Here is a 16,231-nt window from a genome sequence, read left to right as displayed (position 1 = left end):
AGAATGTGTATAAATTCATTTTCATACTGATTAACAACTCAATTATTCTTTCATTTATTTAACATTTTATCAACTAAATAAAATAATTGCATAAAATATTACATGTAAAAGTAAAACAATCTCTCACTTTTATTGAAAAAACATTATAAACATAGAACATCTACTCGAAATGATTAAATTTAACCCCATTTAATTTAACAAAAAAACAACATTATGTATTGATATACATCAAAATAATTGTGTAATTTTATTCAATAAACCATAAATATGAGTAAAAAATATGCTTTTATAGAGGAAAAAAGACAGATTTAGGGGAGATACGCTATAAATACTGAGTAAATATAGCGTATTGTCGTTATTTAAACCGACGAGCAAGAAGAATGAAGCCCATTGCACAAATAACACAAAATGCCATAGAACTTACCATTGGCCACTCTGATTTGGCGGGTAACAACGCGATGACTGTTCCAACTAATGCCGCTACACCAAAACGGATTGTGCCTGCAAGTGATGAAACAGTTCCTGCCATATGTGGATAATCATCAAGAACAACAGCCATGGCATTAGACGTTATCATGGCAATTCCGCCTACATACATCGCTACACCAACGACAAGACAATAGAACGGTAAGTTAAAAGCAGCCACTAGCAATAAAAACAGTCCCATTAAAAATTGAACCGTTAAGCCAAAACGTAGCATATTCAATGCGCCAAATTTACGCACATATCGCCCATTAATGCTGGTCATAATAATTAAGAAAATAATATTAAAACCAAAATACAGGCCAAATTGATCAAAAGGCACACCGTTAAGTTCAATATAAACAAAAGGGCCAGCACTTAAAAAAGAAAACATGCCTGCAAAAGAAAAACCAGATGCTAATATATAACATAGGACACGTTGTGCTCTGAATAGGCTGATAAATTGCCCAAATGTAACACGCAAACTAAAACGCTGGCGACGCTCTTTAGGTAAAGTTTCTGTGATATATAACGCACTGAGTGTGGCTGCAATAATTGCGGCTATCGCTATACTCCAAAATATAGCATGCCATGAAAACCACTTCATAACCAAAGCACCCAATAATGGCGCTAATAGTGGTGCAATGGTCATGACTAGAGAGACAAATGACATACTTCTAGAGAATTCATCTCTGGAAAACATATCTCTCATTAATGCATTAATAACCACACTCGCAGCCGCGGCCGCAAAACCATGCAAAAAACGCATGCCAATGAGCATATTAATAGATTCAGATAATGCACATGCCGCAGAGGCAAAAGCAAAAACAATAACACCGCCCAATATAACAGGCTTACGCCCTAAACTATCAGCCATAGGTCCATAGACCATTTGCCCAATAGCAAACCCCAAAATATAGATACTTAATGTCATTTGCACTTGCCCACCAGGCACGCCAAAATCTTCAGCAATACGAGGTAAGCTAGGTAAATACATATCTATAGCTAATGGCATAAGCATAGAAATAAGTCCCAAAATTAAAATGAGACTAAGGTATGACGAACGTTGTTGTTGCACGCAGTTAAACTCCAGAAAAAGACAATATATTAATAATTATTGAGGTATATGAATGCTGTTAATCTCTTCTTCTGTTAGTGGTCGATATTCACCTTCACCTAGGCTTTCATCTAATGTTATCTCACCGATACTTTCTCGATGTAACGCACTAACATGATTCCCAACTGCCGCAAACATACGTTTGACTTGATGGTACTTACCCTCACTAATCGTTAATTTCACTTCAGTTGGGGTAATAATTTCTAATTTTGCAGGTTTTGTTAGGTCTTTTTCACCATTGAGCTGCACACCTTTTTCAAATTTAAGTGCCACATCATCAGCAATAGGCTCTTCTAATGTGACTAAATAGGTTTTTTCACAATGGTGTTTTGGTGTAGTAATACGATGAGACCACTGACCATTATCCGTTAATAAAACAAGTCCTGTTGTATCAATATCTAAACGCCCTGCCGCATGTAATTTATGCGCTAAAGGTTCCTCGATAAAATAGACGATTGTTGGATTAATTGGATCATCAGTAGAGCAAACATACCCTACTGGCTTATTCAACATAAAATAACGAGGACCTAAAATTTGAGTTAATACGTTGCCATCATAGGCAACTTCTTGCTCTGGAGTGATTTTCGTTGAACCGCTTTTAACTATTTCACCATCAATAGTAACAAGCCCTGCACGTAGCTCACGGGAGACTAAGTTACGGCTAATCTCTAATTGCTGGGATAAAAATTTATCTAATCGCATGAATTTCTCTGAAAAATGGAAGAATACCATCTGATATGAGGTATCTATTAAAAATGAATCTTCACAATAAAACAACTAATTAATCAACATATGAACTATTCGTTCTTATATTAGATTTATCACGTGGTTGCTGTTCGCGCTTATCATAAAAAAATGCTACGCTTATTGCCTTGTTTGACTTCTTGTAGAGAGTTATGGCTTTTACACTTAGACCTTATCAACTCGACGCGGTAAACGCGACAATCCGCCATTTTCGGCAACACCATACCCCAGCTCTTATTGTATTACCAACCGGTGCAGGAAAAAGCTTAGTGATTGCAGAGCTTGCCAAAAGAGCTCGTGGAAGAGTATTGGTGCTAGCACACGTAAAAGAATTAGTAGAACAAAACCATAGCAAATATGAAACCTACGGTCTATCTGCGGATATCTATGCTGCGGGATTACAACAAAAAGAAAGTCAAGGGAAGGTCGTTTTTGGCAGTGTACAATCTGTTGCAAGAAACTTGTCAGAATTTAATCAACAATTTTCTTTACTAATTATTGATGAGTGCCATCGTATAAGCTTATCTAAAGATAGCCAATATCAACAAGTCATTAAACAACTTCAATCCTTAAATCCTCAACTACGTATTTTAGGATTAACAGCCACACCTTATCGTTTACCAACAGGTTGGATTTATCAATACCATTATCATGGTATGATAAAAGGTGATGAAAATTGCTTTTTTCGTGACTGTATTTATGAATTACCTTTACGCTATATGATAAGTCATCACTTTTTAGTACCACCAACTCGATTAGATATGCCTATTTTGCAATATGACTTTAGCCAAGTCAAAGTGAGCCAAGATGGTCTTTTTAATCAAGAATCTCTTAGCTATGAAATAAAAAAACAAAAAAGAATAACGCCACACATCGTCTCACAAATTATCGAATATAGTGAACAATGTCGTGGAGTCATGATATTTGCGGCAACTGTTGAGCATGCCAAAGAAATACTGACATTACTTCCATCTCATCAAGCCGCTTTAGTCAGTGCAGAAACACCTTCTCAGGAAAGAGATGCACTTATTTTACAGTTTAAGCAACAAAAATTGCGCTATATGGTGAATGTAGCTGTATTAACGACAGGATTTGATGCGCCTCACGTTGATTTAATTGCAATATTAAGACCAACAGAATCAGTAAGCCTTTATCAGCAAATTATCGGCCGAGGATTAAGGTTATACCCAGGAAAAACAGAATGCTTGATTTTGGATTATGCCGGAAACCCTCACGATCTTTATCTTCCTGAAGTTGGCAGTAAAAAACCCAATCCTAAAAGCAAACCTGTACAAGTTTTTTGTCCTATTTGCCAATTTGCCAATACATTTTGGGGAATTAGTGATGAAAATGAACATATTATTGAACATTATGGGCGTCGTTGCCAAAGTTGGGATCTTGATGAAAATGGACAAAAAAAACAGTGTGATTTTCGCTTTCGCTTTAAACTTTGCCCACATTGTAATGAAGAAAATGATATAGCAGCACGACGTTGCATTCATTGTGATGAAATATTAGTTGATCCTGACGATATGCTTAAAGCTGCATTAAAACTAAAAGGTGCCTTGGTATTACGTTGCGGTGGTATGGAATTTTCGCAAGGAAAAGATGATAAAGGAGAGTGGCTAAAAATTAACTATTATGATGAAGAAGGTACCTCTGTTTCAGAACGTTTTCGCTTAACTACTCCTGCTCAGCGCAAAATTTTTGAGTTAAAGTTTGTTCGTGAACATCAACGAGCGCCTGGTGTACCTTTTCATTGGCAAAATGCTAACGATGTTATTCGACAATTTAATTTATTTCGCCACCCTGATTTTATTGTCGCCCATAAAGATAAAAAAGCCCACTTTTGGCAGATAAGAAATAAAATCTTTGACTATAACGGACGCTATCGTAAAGCGGATACCTTGTATTAATCCGGATTTATATTTGCTGTTTTGTCGCTTTTTCGTTAAAATGCGCCCCGCTTTATCTATTTTTAGATAAACCAAATCTCGAGCCTGTTGCTGGGTCGCCTGTAACAGGTAATGTATTTTCTTTTTTATAAGAGAAAAAAGATGTTAACTATTAATGCAAAAGTACGTAAAGAGCAGGGTAAGGGTGCGAGCCGCCGCCTGCGTATCGCTAACCGTTTTCCTGCTATCGTTTATGGCGGAAGCGAAGCGCCAGTATCTATCGATTTAGACCACAATGAAGTTATCAACCAAGAACACAAATCTGAGTTCTACGCTGATTTCATTAACCTGGTTATCGATGGTAAAGAAACTAAAGTTAAAGTTAAAGCAGTGCAACGTCATGAGTATAAACCAAAAATTACTCATATTGACTTCCTGCGCGCTTAATTAATAAGCCACCATTCGAGCTTTATTCGGGACGCCGAGCATGTAACGCCACTTTTGTGGCGTTATTTGTTTCTAAGTGTTAATTATTTTTCTGACGCTCTACGCTGTAATTGATCACGCAGATTCGGTGGAGTACCTTTAATCGTCAAGGTATCAGTTGCAGGATCCCAAAAAATTCTCTCCCCGAGTAATTTCGCATCAAAATTGATTGTTAATCCACCACCACTACCTGCATATTTCATCAATTGACGTAATGTACTGCGATCAGCAGGAAAACTTTCTGCCAGTTCATATCCTTTTTCTTCTGTAAACTGCGCAAAATTCTGATCACCAATAGGCGGTAATTCTTCCGCTAATTGATTAAGCGCGATTTCTTCACCTGATTGTAACTGCTCATTACAATAGCTGTAGACTTGTTCACGACAAGTTTGTCGCTCTTGCTTATTCATCTCTGATGCTTCACAAAAATCATCTACGGCTTGTAATAAGCCTTTATTTTGCACTTTAGTATTTAATCCCTCTTGTGCACCTAAAAAATCCATAAAAAAGTCAGAAACTTTGCGCCCTACTCGCCCTTTTAAAAAGGTTAAATAGCGTAGTGAATCAGGCTCCGTTTCCCACTGAGTTAAATCGACACGAGCAATAATATCTGCATGAGGTATATCTAAATAACGCGTTGAAGAAATATCAAGGCTATCGTTGACTAACATACTATTGCAACTACTGAGTACAGCAATTAAAAGATAATCAACCGCAAGATAGCGATAATGACAAAAAAGTACCGTACCACCCTCAGCAAAAGGATATTTTGCTAATTCATCTTTTAGTCTAACCGTGGCTGCACGTGAAAATCCTAAAAAATCTTCGTCACCTTTACGCTGTAAACGTAATGCTTGGGCTAGTTCACTTTCTTCATTAAACAACCCATATGCTTTATTTTTTGCACTATAAACACGGTGTAATTCTTCAATCATTTCTTGAACAACGGGTTCAATTTCTAGAACAGAATCGCGGAGTACGACTTCTAATGTCTGCTCATCACGCTTAATTAATTGATGTAAGACTAATTGGCTAATATCTAGACTCATGGATGTCCTCTTTTTCCCTTATCTCTTGTGCGCGTATTCAAACACTCTCGACTAGGAGTATCAAGTAAGATTGATTATAAAATTAATTAATTTAATAGCAGAAAAGTCGCTTGCCTTGCGGTAACATATAGCGTTTTACCCCTTTAGTAGGAATTTAGATTTTATGCCACAAAAATCCCGTTATAGTGATGAACAAGTTGAGCAATTACTAGCAGAACTTGTCAGCGTTCTTGAAAAACATCATACTCCTACAGATCTTTCTTTGATGGTGTTGGGAAATTTGGTTACAAACTTAGTAAATACAAGTATTGCACCAGCCCAACGAATGCTCATTGCAGATTCATTTGTTCAAGCATTACGTGCTTCAATAGATGAAGGTAATATTCACTAATTACATAGAAAATTATTTATAGACATGGTAACGAAACCTCAATCCTATCGCGAAAAAGTCTCCCAAATGATAAGTTGGGGGCATTGGTTCGCGCTATTTAATATTATTCTAAGCCTATTGCTTGGAAGTCGTTACCTGTTTATCTCTGATTGGCCGGGCACATTTACCGGTCGTCTTTATGCCATTGTAAGTTGGATGGGACATTTTAGTTTTATTGTCTTTGCTATCTATATTCTTATTTTATTCCCTCTTACCTTTGTTATCGTCTCTCAGAGACTTTTACGCGTTATTTCCTGCGTGTTAGCAAGTGCTGGATTGACTATCCTGATTTTTGATCTTGCTGTTTATCAGCAATTTCAGTTGCATTTAACACAATTAGTTTGGGATTTAGTTATTAATCCTGTAGAAGGGGAAATGGCAAGAGAATGGCAACTTATCTTTATTTGTATTCCCATTATATTCCTCATTGAGATGCTTTTTGCTACATGGAGTTGGCAAAAATTACGCAGTTTAAATCGTCAACGCTGGGGTAAACCTTTAGCGAGTGTATTTATTACCTGCTTTATACTTTCACATTCCATGTCGATATGGGCTGATGCTAATTTCTATCGCCCTATTACCATGCAACGAGCCAATTTACCGCTATCCTATCCAATGACAGCACGTAAATTTTTAGAGCGTCATGGTTTTATTAATGAATCTGAATACGAACAACGTGTGCTTCGTGAAGGTAATCCAACAGCACAAAGTATAACTTACCCTCTTTCACCGTTAAGTTATTATAAAGAGGCATCATCTTATAATTTACTGATGATCGTTGTTGATGGGTTAGGTAATGAAGCAATGCAAGACCTTCCAAGCTTGCAGCAATTTGCTAATAATAATGTCAGCTTTTCTCATCATTATTCTTCTGGTATTAATAATGATGCGGCTTTATTTGGCTTATTTTACGGTATATCACCTTCATATTTAGATAGCGTATTAAGCAGCAGAAAGAACTCTGCGCTTTTTGATGCACTAAGTTATCGTAATTATCAATTAGCATTATTTTCAGTCAATGGCTTTCAAAGCCCATTATTTAAACAGGCAGTGTTGTCTGATTTTTCAGTGTCAACATCCCTTCGTGATAGTAATGAAGCAACTATAACTAATTGGCGCAATTGGTTACTCAAAAATAATCAAGCATCAATGCCTTGGTTCTCATTCTTACAAATCAATGCAGAGCCTAATAAAGCACCAGAACGGGCACAATTAAATGCCCAGTTAGAAACTATTTTCAATACGTTGAAAGAATCTAATTTACTGGATAATACTGTTGTTGTTGTTACGTCAAGCTATCATCAAGAAAATACAGATAGCAAAAATAATCAATGGTTGCTTGATAAAAAGACCTTTAATTTAGATCAATCAGAGGTCCCTCTTATTATTCACTGGCCAAATATGGCACCACAAGTGATTGATAAAATGACAAGTCATCAAGATATCATGACAACATTAATGCAACGAGTGTTGCATGTTACTAGCCCTGCTGATAGCTATTCTCAAGGTGAAGACCTATTTGCTAATAATCGTAGACACCCTTGGATTTTCACTGGTGATAACGATACTTTTATCGTCTTTTTGCAAGATAATACCTTGCTGATAGATAAACACGGAAGATATGCGTTATTTGATAAATCTGGTAAAGAGATAGATGCAGCAAAACCTGACTTAAAATTACTTTTACAGATTTTCGCAGAACAAAAACGTTTTATTGAGCGTTAGTGCTTGATAGGAATGTACAAAAATAGAACACTTGAGGCCTAAAAGGGTTGCTTTAGTAGCGAAAAACAGTAATATACGATGCATAAACGGCATGTAGCGCAGCCTGGTAGCGCACCGTCATGGGGTGTCGGGGGTCGTAGGTTCAAATCCTATCATGCCGACCAACAATATTTAAGAAAACCAACCACTTATGGTTGGTTTTTTTGTGCCTGAAATTTGTGTGGTGTAAAACTGGTGTAAAACTCCCATCAGATTTACCCCTGTTAAAGCTCAGTTTCGTCCTATTTCTATGCTATAATTCACTTCAAATTCATTAATAAAACTTATAAAATGAACAACCTCGCTGAACTGACGCAAGAAGAAAAAGACAAGATTAACGTTGATCTATCAGCAAGTGATATTGCATATAAAGAACGCCTCAACATGCCGGTTGTTGTCATAGAAATAGAAAGACAACAGCCAGAATATTTGAGAGCGTACTTTAATGAACGATTAGCGTTTTATCGAGAGAGAAGTAAGAAGTTGCCTGATGCAAATTCGGTGCAGTATTTGAAGGCAGAGTGATTAGTATTAGCTCAAATTTAAGATAACTACCTTCTCATGGGATATAACTAATTTAGCAGTCCACTTTGAGCGATGTGCGGACACGCCAAGTATTAACACGAACAGTAATACTCTTCGACTCTTGTCATATCGCTTGTCATAATAGGCTCAGGAAACCCAATAATTCAGGATCCAAAGTATTTCAATACTGTTAGATTTCATTATTTAAAGGACAGGTTATGCTAATCATCTTCAGTGGTTTGCCTGGAAGCGGGAAAAGCACTATCGCTCAGGCTTTGGCAAAGCAATTAAATGCTCTTTACTTGCGAATCGACACGATTGAGCAAGCCATACGCAAAGCCGATGAAGATAATCGAGAAATGGGGCCTGCTGGTTATTTTGTCGCTTACTCACTTGCCAAGGAGAACCTGCAATTAGGGGCAACAGTAGTTGCTGACTCAGTGAATCCATTGGCGTTAACCCGTGATGCCTATCGAGCAATAGCTTTATCCACAAGAACTGGTTTTTTAGAAATTGAGATCATATGTTCCGATATCATTGAGCATCGTAAACGAGTTGAAACCAGAGTGTCTGAAGTCGAGGGATTAACCTTGCCTGACTGGAAGCGTGTCACAGAATTAGATTATGAACCATGGAACAGAGAACACCTTATTTTAGACTCATACAGTTTATCCCGTGATGAATGTGTCTCGTGGATCATTGACGTTCTTTCCCAATGCCCGCCACTTGAAAAGTCCTTAAACGGAGGGAGTTAGTAACGTCCGCTTCTAGCACTAAACTACCTGTAAACAAAACTCAAGAGGCTGATTTGAGTAAAGAGCTGACATCAATAATGTAACCGAGAAGTCTAACCATCAATTTTGCCCAGTCATTTTACAGCTAATCATTAGTATCCCATTTCCTCATTTTTCATAAATTTTCTACCTGTAATGTTTCTACAAGATAATCAAATAATAGACGAATTCGTGATGGTACAGGACCTCTCTGGGGACGATAGATATAAAGTCCCCATGTGGAGGGGTTTTTCTCCTGCATTACTGGAAGTGCTAGCCCTTTTTTTATCAAAGGAAGAGCCAGATAATCAGCAAGTTGACCAAATCCCGCGCTATTAATCACTACATCACAATACACATCAAGATCGTCTGTTACGAAACGAGGTGATACAGGTATAAACGGTTTTTCGTTATCAAACGTCCATGGCCAAAAGCGCCCAGAACAGTTATCGAGTAGTGCCACGACCGGCATTTGATTAAGATGTGCAATCTCAACCGGCCTTCCCGTGCGATTAATCAGTTCTGGCGTACCGAGTATATAGAACCTGACATCTCTTATTTTCCTTGCAACAAAACGATTATCTCTTAAAAACCCAGTCCGTAGACCTATATCAATTTTTTCGTCAACGACATCACTATGAGAATCTGTCAAAATGCAGGTTACCGTGATATCAGGATAAAGTTGACGAAATATATTCAGCGCGGGTACGACACAGCGACGTCCGAATGACGCAGGCATTGTCAGGCTTATGTGGCCTGAAACACGTGATTCATCTGACTGATTTTTACACATTACGAGGTGTTCTATACTCTTCAAAAGCGTGCCAGCTTCCTGTGCAAGAGCTTCTCCTTCTTGTGTTATTTGAATATTCCGAGTGCTCCGGTAGAAGAGTATCTCCCCTCGAAGTTCTTCTAGCTTTTTAATTGCGCGTGTGATGGATTGTGGCGATTTTCCGAGTAAGGTAGCAGCCTCTCTGAAGCTTCGGGATTCAGCTGTGGCACAAAATATTTTTATCAATTCAAATTGGTTTAGCATCATTCATTTTTCCGCAAAGCAAAAAATCCAATAATATTATTCCATTTAATGGAATTTTAAAATCCTCATAGTTTCATTTTCATCTTCAAAATACATTGCTAACCTTTCTTAACAGTAAATAACAAAGAGATAAATATTATGTTAGAGTCAAAAATGACGGCGCTATTACTTGAAAGCTATGAAGTTCAGACGTTTAGGAAAACTGAGATTCAGCGACCTGTCATAGGCCCTGGCCAGGTTCTTGTTCGTATCAAAGCTAGCGGTGTAAATCCCATTGATACTAAAATTAGAACCGCAGTGGCACCTTACGCCATGCCTGAGCTTCCGGCAATTCTAGGTACAGATATGGCTGGCATCGTGATCAGTACAGGTGAAGGAGTTACAGCATTCAAATCGGGTGATGAAGTCTATGGATTGACTGGTGGGGTTCGTGGCTTGCAGGGCTCTTTGGCACAATTTGCAGCGGTCGATGAAAAACTGATTGCCATTAAACCTACAAATCTGACCATGCGTGAAGCAGCTGCACTGCCACTTGTTTTCCTGACTGCCTGGGAAGGGCTTGTTGATCATGCTGATGTTCGTGAAGGCGATCGAGTTCTGGTCAACGGAGGTGCTGGTGGAGTGGGTCATATGGTTATTCAGCTGGCCCGTGCCTTCGGTGCCAATGTTTATGCTACTGCTTCAGGAGAAAAATGTGATCTGGTACGTCAGTTAGGTGCAACGCCTATTAACTATCGTGAACAGACAGTTGAACAATATGTTGAAGAGCACACAGACGGTAAAGGTTTTGATATTATCTACGACACCGTTGGCGGTGATGCGCTATCTTCAGTTCTGGGCGCAGTCAGGCACTATGGGCATATCACTAGCTGTGGTGCCTTTGGTGAATACGATATCACTACCTCATCCCTGAGAAGTGCCACACTTTCTGCCGTTTTTGTGCTATTGCGGATGCTGTCAGGTGAAAAACGCGCCCATCACGGAGAAGTTCTGACCATGCTCACCCGCTTTATCGAAGATGGAAAAATTAAACCCGTAGTCGATGCGCGTCACTTTACTCTCGATACAGCTCTAGAAGCACATAAAACCGTTGAAGACACTAGTGCTGCTATCAAAATTGTCATTGACGTAGACTGATCAGTTCATTTCGTAAAAATTAAGGTCTATCTAATTTCTACAATCTTTCAGAGGAAAACATATTCTGAGTTTGATCTTTTTATAAACTCAGCGGATCTAATATTATGCAATTGAATACCTTGATACATTCTCTATCAACGCTAATATTATTCTGCTGTACAGATAGACAACCATGACTAAAGGAGCCTGACTGGCTCCTTTTTATTAAATAAACAATTTAAACTGACAAATGTTTCTGGCTAGATATAGTTTTCTTTTCTAAAATCCTTCAGCATGTCCATTCACTCTTCATGCCAGTATTTCTGAATCCTTAATGTCAGCAATCGGGCCCAAAATAGAACTGTCAAATTCCTGGGTGTCCAAGCCTTTACAGACTCGCTTCGGCCAGTCATGGTTAGCAAGAGCCCCTCGCCCTAAAGAGATAAGATCAGCACCAGAATGTATAATGGCTTCAGCACGACTGACATCATGAAGGCTACCATTGGCAATAATAGTCATCTCTGGCGCATATTTTCTGGCTAGGGCAACCAGAGACTGTGGGTTCCCCTCAAATGCAGGCTTCCAAGCCTCATATTCGGTCAGATGGATAAAATCTACACCTGATTCAGCAAGCATCGAGAAAACGATGCGTGCATCATCTTCCCCATTCTCCCATTTATGATAAAAATCATTAACTTTACCCTGAGATATACGGATCCCTACAGGCACTTTTTTTCCTACTCGCTTACGCACTGCACTGATAACTGCCAAGCTGAGGCTGAGACGGTCAGCGATATCTCCCCCCCATTTATCCTTTCGGTGATTGGTATAATCGGTAAAAAACTGATCCAGGAGATATCCATTGGCACCGTGAATCTCAATACCATCAAAACCGGCTTCACAAACAGCACGGGAAGCGGCTTCAGCAAAATTCTCAATAATTATCTGAATTTCTTCCTCGGACAGTTCGTGCGGAATAGGATATTCTCCTTCACCTCGATAGAATGGTAACTGTTTTCCAACCGGACGAACAGCAGAGGGAGCAACCGTTCCGTCTAGATAATAATTACCCTGTGACAGCGCGCCTGAATGTTGAAGCTGAGCAAAGATGAGCCCACCCTGCTGATGTACAGCATCGGAGATAGTATGCCATGCAGTGGCCTGCTCGCGATTAGCCAGTCCCGCTTGAAAAGCATAAGTTTGAGACCAAGCTTTGTCGATATAGATACCTTCAGTCATAATTAAGGCAAATCCACCCCGAGCAAAATCTTCGTAGTAAGCCTTCATTCGCGGACTGGCAACCCCATCCTCCGAAGCAGTCACGCGGGTCATTGGGGCAACAAGTAGACGATTCTTAAGTAGAAGATTACCAATATGGTATTCGTTAAACAGAGATGATGAACTCACTAGTTTCTCCTGATAAATAATTAAATTCAAGAGTAAATATAATATAAGCAAAATAAAGCATAAATGTATCAAGATGATAAGCTTGTATATCGATATTCGTTATAATGGCAATAAAGATATTCATTTCATTGTTGCAAGCCAATTATTATTTAGCAGAAAATTAGGAAAATCATATGAACCTGAACGATGTTCATCTATTCCTCGTGATAACAGAAACAAACAGTCTGGCACAAGCTGCTAGACGATTAGATATTTCGCCAATGGCCGTCTCTCGCCGGCTTACCAGTCTAGAGCAGGAACTTGGAACTCGTTTAATGCAAAGAACTACGCGTTCAGTCTCACTGACGCAAGAAGGCTCTGAGTTTTTGCCCTACGCTCGATCACTTATCGAAACAGAAAAAGGAGCCAAGTCATTATTTTCATCGGATACAAAGGGAGTATCAGGTTTACTGAGAGTCACTGCGCCATCGGGGTTTGGCCAGCGCTATATTTTGCCCCTTGTACCGTCACTGCTCAATAACAATCCGGGCTTACGTATTAATTTACAACTGACTGAAGACGTTGTTGATATCGTTGGCCAAGGTATCGATGTAGCTATTCGCGTGGCCCCCTTACGCGATTCCAGTTTGATTGCTCGAAAGCTTTCAGATAATCCAAGGATAGTTTGCGCCTCTCCAGATTATCTCAGAAAATTTGGTACGCCAGAGGTATTGCACGATCTATCCTTTCACAACTGTCTACGATTGGCGAATGTTATACAGTGGTCGTTTGAATCATTGGGGCACATTACCAGTATGACTGTTGACGGGCGTTTTAGCTCTAGCAGTGTGGAAGGTGTCAGAGAACTTTGTATACAAGGAATGGGACTAGCACAGCTAACTTTATGGGATGTAAAAAAAGAGATAGCTGAAGGAAAGCTTGTGGAAGTCAGTTTGTCAGATGTCCTACCTCAATATCTATCCATCTGGGCTTTACTTCCCACGAACCAATATATTCCAATGCGTGTAAATGCATTTATAGAAAATCTGAAATCATCTTTAGGCTAAACATAAATAGAATATAAAAGAGGTGGTGGGTGAAACGTATTAAACGCCCATGATAACGACACCAAAAAGTATTAATTAAAATCCAGATAACGTTGAACCATTCTAACATTTTGAGACATTATATAGATGATTATCCCACTTTATCCAAATTCATATCATCGAGTTAGGCTCATCGTCCGCTTCTGGCATAAAGCAGACTACTGACTCATATATAGTTCAATGCTATAACAGCATAAGTTCTAATTTTGAGCCAGTACAGTTAATATCTATAACAATACATCATTTTCACCTAACCCGAATTGCGCTTTCATCACCTCTTCTTTTTGTCTACGTTCCTATTCTACTTTCTGCGCTTCTTCCATTTCACGTATTCTCATGTTAGATAGCACAGTAAAAGATGGTTTTCTAGAAAAAGCGTCCAGCTACAAATGAAGACAAAACAAACATCAAGGATCAAGTAGTTCTCACGGTGTTCGCTGTGTCGTTAGTCGATATAGTTTACCTGGCAAATGTCATCTTGTGAAATACGAAAATGACGGAGAAGATTTTATTGAAGGTGAGTACGCTATAGTTGGTTAATTTATTAGCTCAAATTTAAGATAATTACCTTCTCATGGGATATGACTAATTTAGTAGTTTACCTTGAGAGTGAAACGGAAGTTGCCATTATTATTAAATCTGAACACTATGTTACTTAAATTTTGACCGATACAGTAACTGAGGTTCGGTAATCATCTGCTATGTTGTAGATAAATAGTATCGAAAATTATTTATTGACTTAAGGTACTTTTGAAAGCTCAACTATCTAAGATAGCTATCAACCACATCCTGATTATTTCTCACCTCCCCTTTGTGACAAAGACCAAATGGTCAGCTGGGATGAGTGAGAATTTTCTTCAATGGAACTCACCATTTTATGTTCAATCAAACAATAGCGCTTTATAACGAAAATAATAAATAAATTTATTACACAAAGATGGCTTTATGATTCATTGAGTGGAAATCTGACACAGAACCACCTAGACTTTAATCATTACTTAAGCATCATCAATGGGGAAAATGTACATTTATTACTAGGCAATAAATAACAGGCTTAGCTTTACAGAGTATATTTTTTACTCCTAAACTGTAAGTATCAAGAGTAAAATTCCTCATTATTTTAATACATTATACTTAATTATTCTTATGTATTTAGGAGGGAACATGCCAATAACAGCTACAATAGAAACGTGGAATCAAGCAGAAGGCACTAGTATCTTTTTAGGCTATAAAGCTACGAGTAATTCACCTATGCAACGTGAGATGGTTGTTTTCACCGGAAATGCTAATAATGGTCAACCTATAACTGATTGGTCTGGGTATTATGTTGCACCAGAGTTAGATATTGCACAAGGGTATCTGACAGATGTAGTACAAGATACAAATGGTAGTGGAACTGCATATGTTAATGCTGTTTACATTGATTTTAGTCAGGGTGATAATGGAATTATTCCTAACGGAATTATTCGAATGGAAGGAGCGGAGTTATCTGATGGTAGTATTACTGAGGACGTAAAAGCGCAACTTGTAAGGATGGCTCTAAGTGTAATTGGTATTAATCTTCCTGAAAATGAGCCTTTGATACAATCTCTTGGAAATGCAGGATACCTCTATCAAGGACCTCTCTACGAAGAAGTTACAGAAATTATTGTTCCTTTATCTTTAATTGAAGCAGGTGTTATTTCTGTTGTAAATTACCAAACCTATACTTATAGAGCATATAATCAGACTAATGAAGTAACAAATTCAATTTTTTCTACCGCTCCAAATCTAAATCCAATACCACCATTATCTCTAGATCCTGATATTAATAATGGATCACATGATGAATTATAATTAAATTTTATCCCTATCAGATATATTTGTTACTCTTGATGGTTAGAAAGCTTAAATCACTTTTATCTTATATCCTAACCATCGTCCACATTAAAAAACGGCCCCGATTTAAGCAATTTCTGATATCTTATTGGTATCCTGATTATCAAAATAATTCGTCATTTTCACTTAACCCGAATTGCCCTTTCATATCTTCTTCTTTTTGTCTGCGTTCATCTTCCGCTTTCTGCACTTCTTCCATCTCGCGCATTCTCACGTTATAGATTGATTGCTCTGGCATCTGTACACGCACGGAAATAAAACGATCATCAGGGATATCGATTAAATCACCGTCGCTGTAACCCTCAATATCATTACGCGCGAAATTAGTGGTATATGTGCCATCAGGGCTGATGTTGATAATGGAGAGGCTCGCTTAATAAATCCGTTACTGTCTACCGTTGTATTACTTGAACCCCATAAATTTATCCATGCCGTATATGAACTCATGTCACTATAACAAGGCT

The 16,231-nt window shown here is 38.3% G+C and carries 16 protein-coding genes, 1 tRNA gene and 1 pseudogene; 10 read left to right on the top strand and 8 right to left on the bottom strand.

Annotation, left to right across the window (positions count from 1 at the left end; all coding sequences use genetic code 11):
- Positions 1 to 355: 355 nt before the first annotated feature.
- Together M983_RS14720 and rsuA are read right to left on the bottom strand one after the other, a co-directional pair.
- Positions 356 to 1,540: a Bcr/CflA family multidrug efflux MFS transporter gene (locus M983_RS14720; protein WP_066752565.1), complete on the bottom strand. Its 1,185-nt coding sequence runs from the start codon at positions 1,538 to 1,540 to the stop codon at positions 356 to 358.
- Between the two features lie 36 nt (positions 1,541 to 1,576).
- Positions 1,577 to 2,281, bottom strand: coding sequence for a 16S rRNA pseudouridine(516) synthase RsuA (gene rsuA / locus M983_RS14715; RefSeq protein WP_066752562.1), 705 nt, complete (start codon positions 2,279 to 2,281; stop codon positions 1,577 to 1,579).
- 194 nt (positions 2,282 to 2,475) lie between these two features.
- On the opposite strand from rsuA, the gene radD reads away from it, so the two are divergent.
- Positions 2,476 to 4,239, top strand: coding sequence for a DNA repair helicase RadD (gene radD, locus M983_RS14710; RefSeq protein WP_066752559.1), 1,764 nt, complete (start codon positions 2,476 to 2,478; stop codon positions 4,237 to 4,239).
- Between the two features lie 141 nt (positions 4,240 to 4,380).
- A complete protein-coding gene (rplY, locus tag M983_RS14705) occupies positions 4,381 to 4,665 on the top strand; it encodes a 50S ribosomal protein L25 (RefSeq protein WP_066752556.1) in 285 nt (94 codons plus the stop codon).
- 83 nt (positions 4,666 to 4,748) lie between these two features.
- Here the strand turns inward: rplY and yejK are convergent, their stop codons facing one another.
- Positions 4,749 to 5,753, bottom strand: a complete 1,005-nt coding sequence (gene yejK, locus M983_RS14700; RefSeq protein ID WP_066752553.1) for a nucleoid-associated protein YejK — start codon at positions 5,751 to 5,753, stop codon at positions 4,749 to 4,751.
- A gap of 163 nt (positions 5,754 to 5,916) precedes the next feature.
- Here yejK and M983_RS14695 point away from each other — a divergent pair, with 163 nt between their 5' ends.
- The 5 genes from M983_RS14695 to M983_RS14675 all read left to right on the top strand — a co-directional run bounded on the left by M983_RS14695 (position 5,917) and on the right by M983_RS14675 (position 9,227).
- Positions 5,917 to 6,144: a YejL family protein gene (locus tag M983_RS14695; RefSeq protein WP_066752550.1), complete on the top strand. Its 228-nt coding sequence runs from the start codon at positions 5,917 to 5,919 to the stop codon at positions 6,142 to 6,144.
- Positions 6,145 to 6,168: 24 nt separating this feature from the next.
- The gene (gene yejM, locus M983_RS14690) at positions 6,169 to 7,908 is read left to right on the top strand and encodes an LPS biosynthesis-modulating metalloenzyme YejM (RefSeq protein ID WP_066752547.1); all 1,740 of its coding nucleotides are present in this window, start codon (positions 6,169 to 6,171) and stop codon (positions 7,906 to 7,908) included.
- 87 nt (positions 7,909 to 7,995) lie between these two features.
- Positions 7,996 to 8,072: transfer RNA gene (locus tag M983_RS14685), tRNA-Pro, on the top strand.
- Between the two features lie 166 nt (positions 8,073 to 8,238).
- Positions 8,239 to 8,472: a DNA polymerase III subunit theta gene (locus tag M983_RS14680; RefSeq protein WP_066752545.1), complete on the top strand. Its 234-nt coding sequence runs from the start codon at positions 8,239 to 8,241 to the stop codon at positions 8,470 to 8,472.
- 218 nt (positions 8,473 to 8,690) lie between these two features.
- Positions 8,691 to 9,227, top strand: coding sequence for a P-loop nucleotide/nucleoside kinase family protein (locus tag M983_RS14675; RefSeq protein ID WP_066752543.1), 537 nt, complete (start codon positions 8,691 to 8,693; stop codon positions 9,225 to 9,227).
- Positions 9,228 to 9,381: 154 nt separating this feature from the next.
- On the opposite strand, the gene M983_RS14670 is transcribed toward M983_RS14675, so the two are convergent.
- Both M983_RS14670 and M983_RS17935 read right to left on the bottom strand, forming a co-directional pair.
- Entirely contained in the window at positions 9,382 to 10,038 is a 657-nt protein-coding gene (locus tag M983_RS14670) for a substrate binding domain-containing protein (RefSeq protein WP_245684051.1), read from the bottom strand.
- A gap of 63 nt (positions 10,039 to 10,101) precedes the next feature.
- Positions 10,102 to 10,281, bottom strand: a pseudogene (locus tag M983_RS17935) (helix-turn-helix domain-containing protein); the annotation flags it as partial.
- Positions 10,282 to 10,419: 138 nt separating this feature from the next.
- Between M983_RS17935 and M983_RS14665 the strand changes: the two are divergent.
- Entirely contained in the window at positions 10,420 to 11,418 is a 999-nt protein-coding gene (locus tag M983_RS14665; protein ID WP_066752541.1) for a zinc-dependent alcohol dehydrogenase family protein, read from the top strand.
- A 288-nt stretch (positions 11,419 to 11,706) separates the two neighbouring features.
- On the opposite strand, the gene M983_RS14660 is transcribed toward M983_RS14665, so the two are convergent.
- On the bottom strand, positions 11,707 to 12,804 hold the full coding sequence (locus M983_RS14660) for an NADH:flavin oxidoreductase (protein ID WP_066752539.1): 1,098 nt from the start codon (positions 12,802 to 12,804) through the stop codon (positions 11,707 to 11,709).
- 173 nt (positions 12,805 to 12,977) lie between these two features.
- Here M983_RS14660 and M983_RS14655 point away from each other — a divergent pair, with 173 nt between their 5' ends.
- The gene (locus M983_RS14655) at positions 12,978 to 13,850 is read left to right on the top strand and encodes a LysR family transcriptional regulator (RefSeq protein WP_066752536.1); all 873 of its coding nucleotides are present in this window, start codon (positions 12,978 to 12,980) and stop codon (positions 13,848 to 13,850) included.
- A gap of 1,203 nt (positions 13,851 to 15,053) precedes the next feature.
- Positions 15,054 to 15,725 (top strand): hypothetical protein, encoded by a 672-nt coding sequence (locus M983_RS14650; RefSeq protein WP_066752533.1) that lies wholly within the window; start codon positions 15,054 to 15,056, stop codon positions 15,723 to 15,725.
- Between the two features lie 145 nt (positions 15,726 to 15,870).
- Here M983_RS14650 and M983_RS18005 read toward each other — a convergent pair whose 3' ends face one another.
- Both M983_RS18005 and M983_RS17435 read right to left on the bottom strand, forming a co-directional pair.
- Positions 15,871 to 16,074, bottom strand: a complete 204-nt coding sequence (locus M983_RS18005; protein ID WP_483826422.1) for a phage tail fiber protein — start codon at positions 16,072 to 16,074, stop codon at positions 15,871 to 15,873.
- Positions 16,047 to 16,231: hypothetical protein (locus M983_RS17435; RefSeq protein WP_210433252.1), on the bottom strand; the 185-nt coding region annotated here is incomplete at its 5' end. The genes M983_RS17435 and M983_RS18005, both read right to left, overlap by 28 nt.

Source organism: Proteus myxofaciens ATCC 19692 (assembly GCF_001654855.1).
Lineage (GTDB): Bacteria > Pseudomonadota > Gammaproteobacteria > Enterobacterales > Enterobacteriaceae > Proteus > Proteus myxofaciens.
This window is presented reverse-complemented; position numbering and strand designations above follow the sequence as displayed.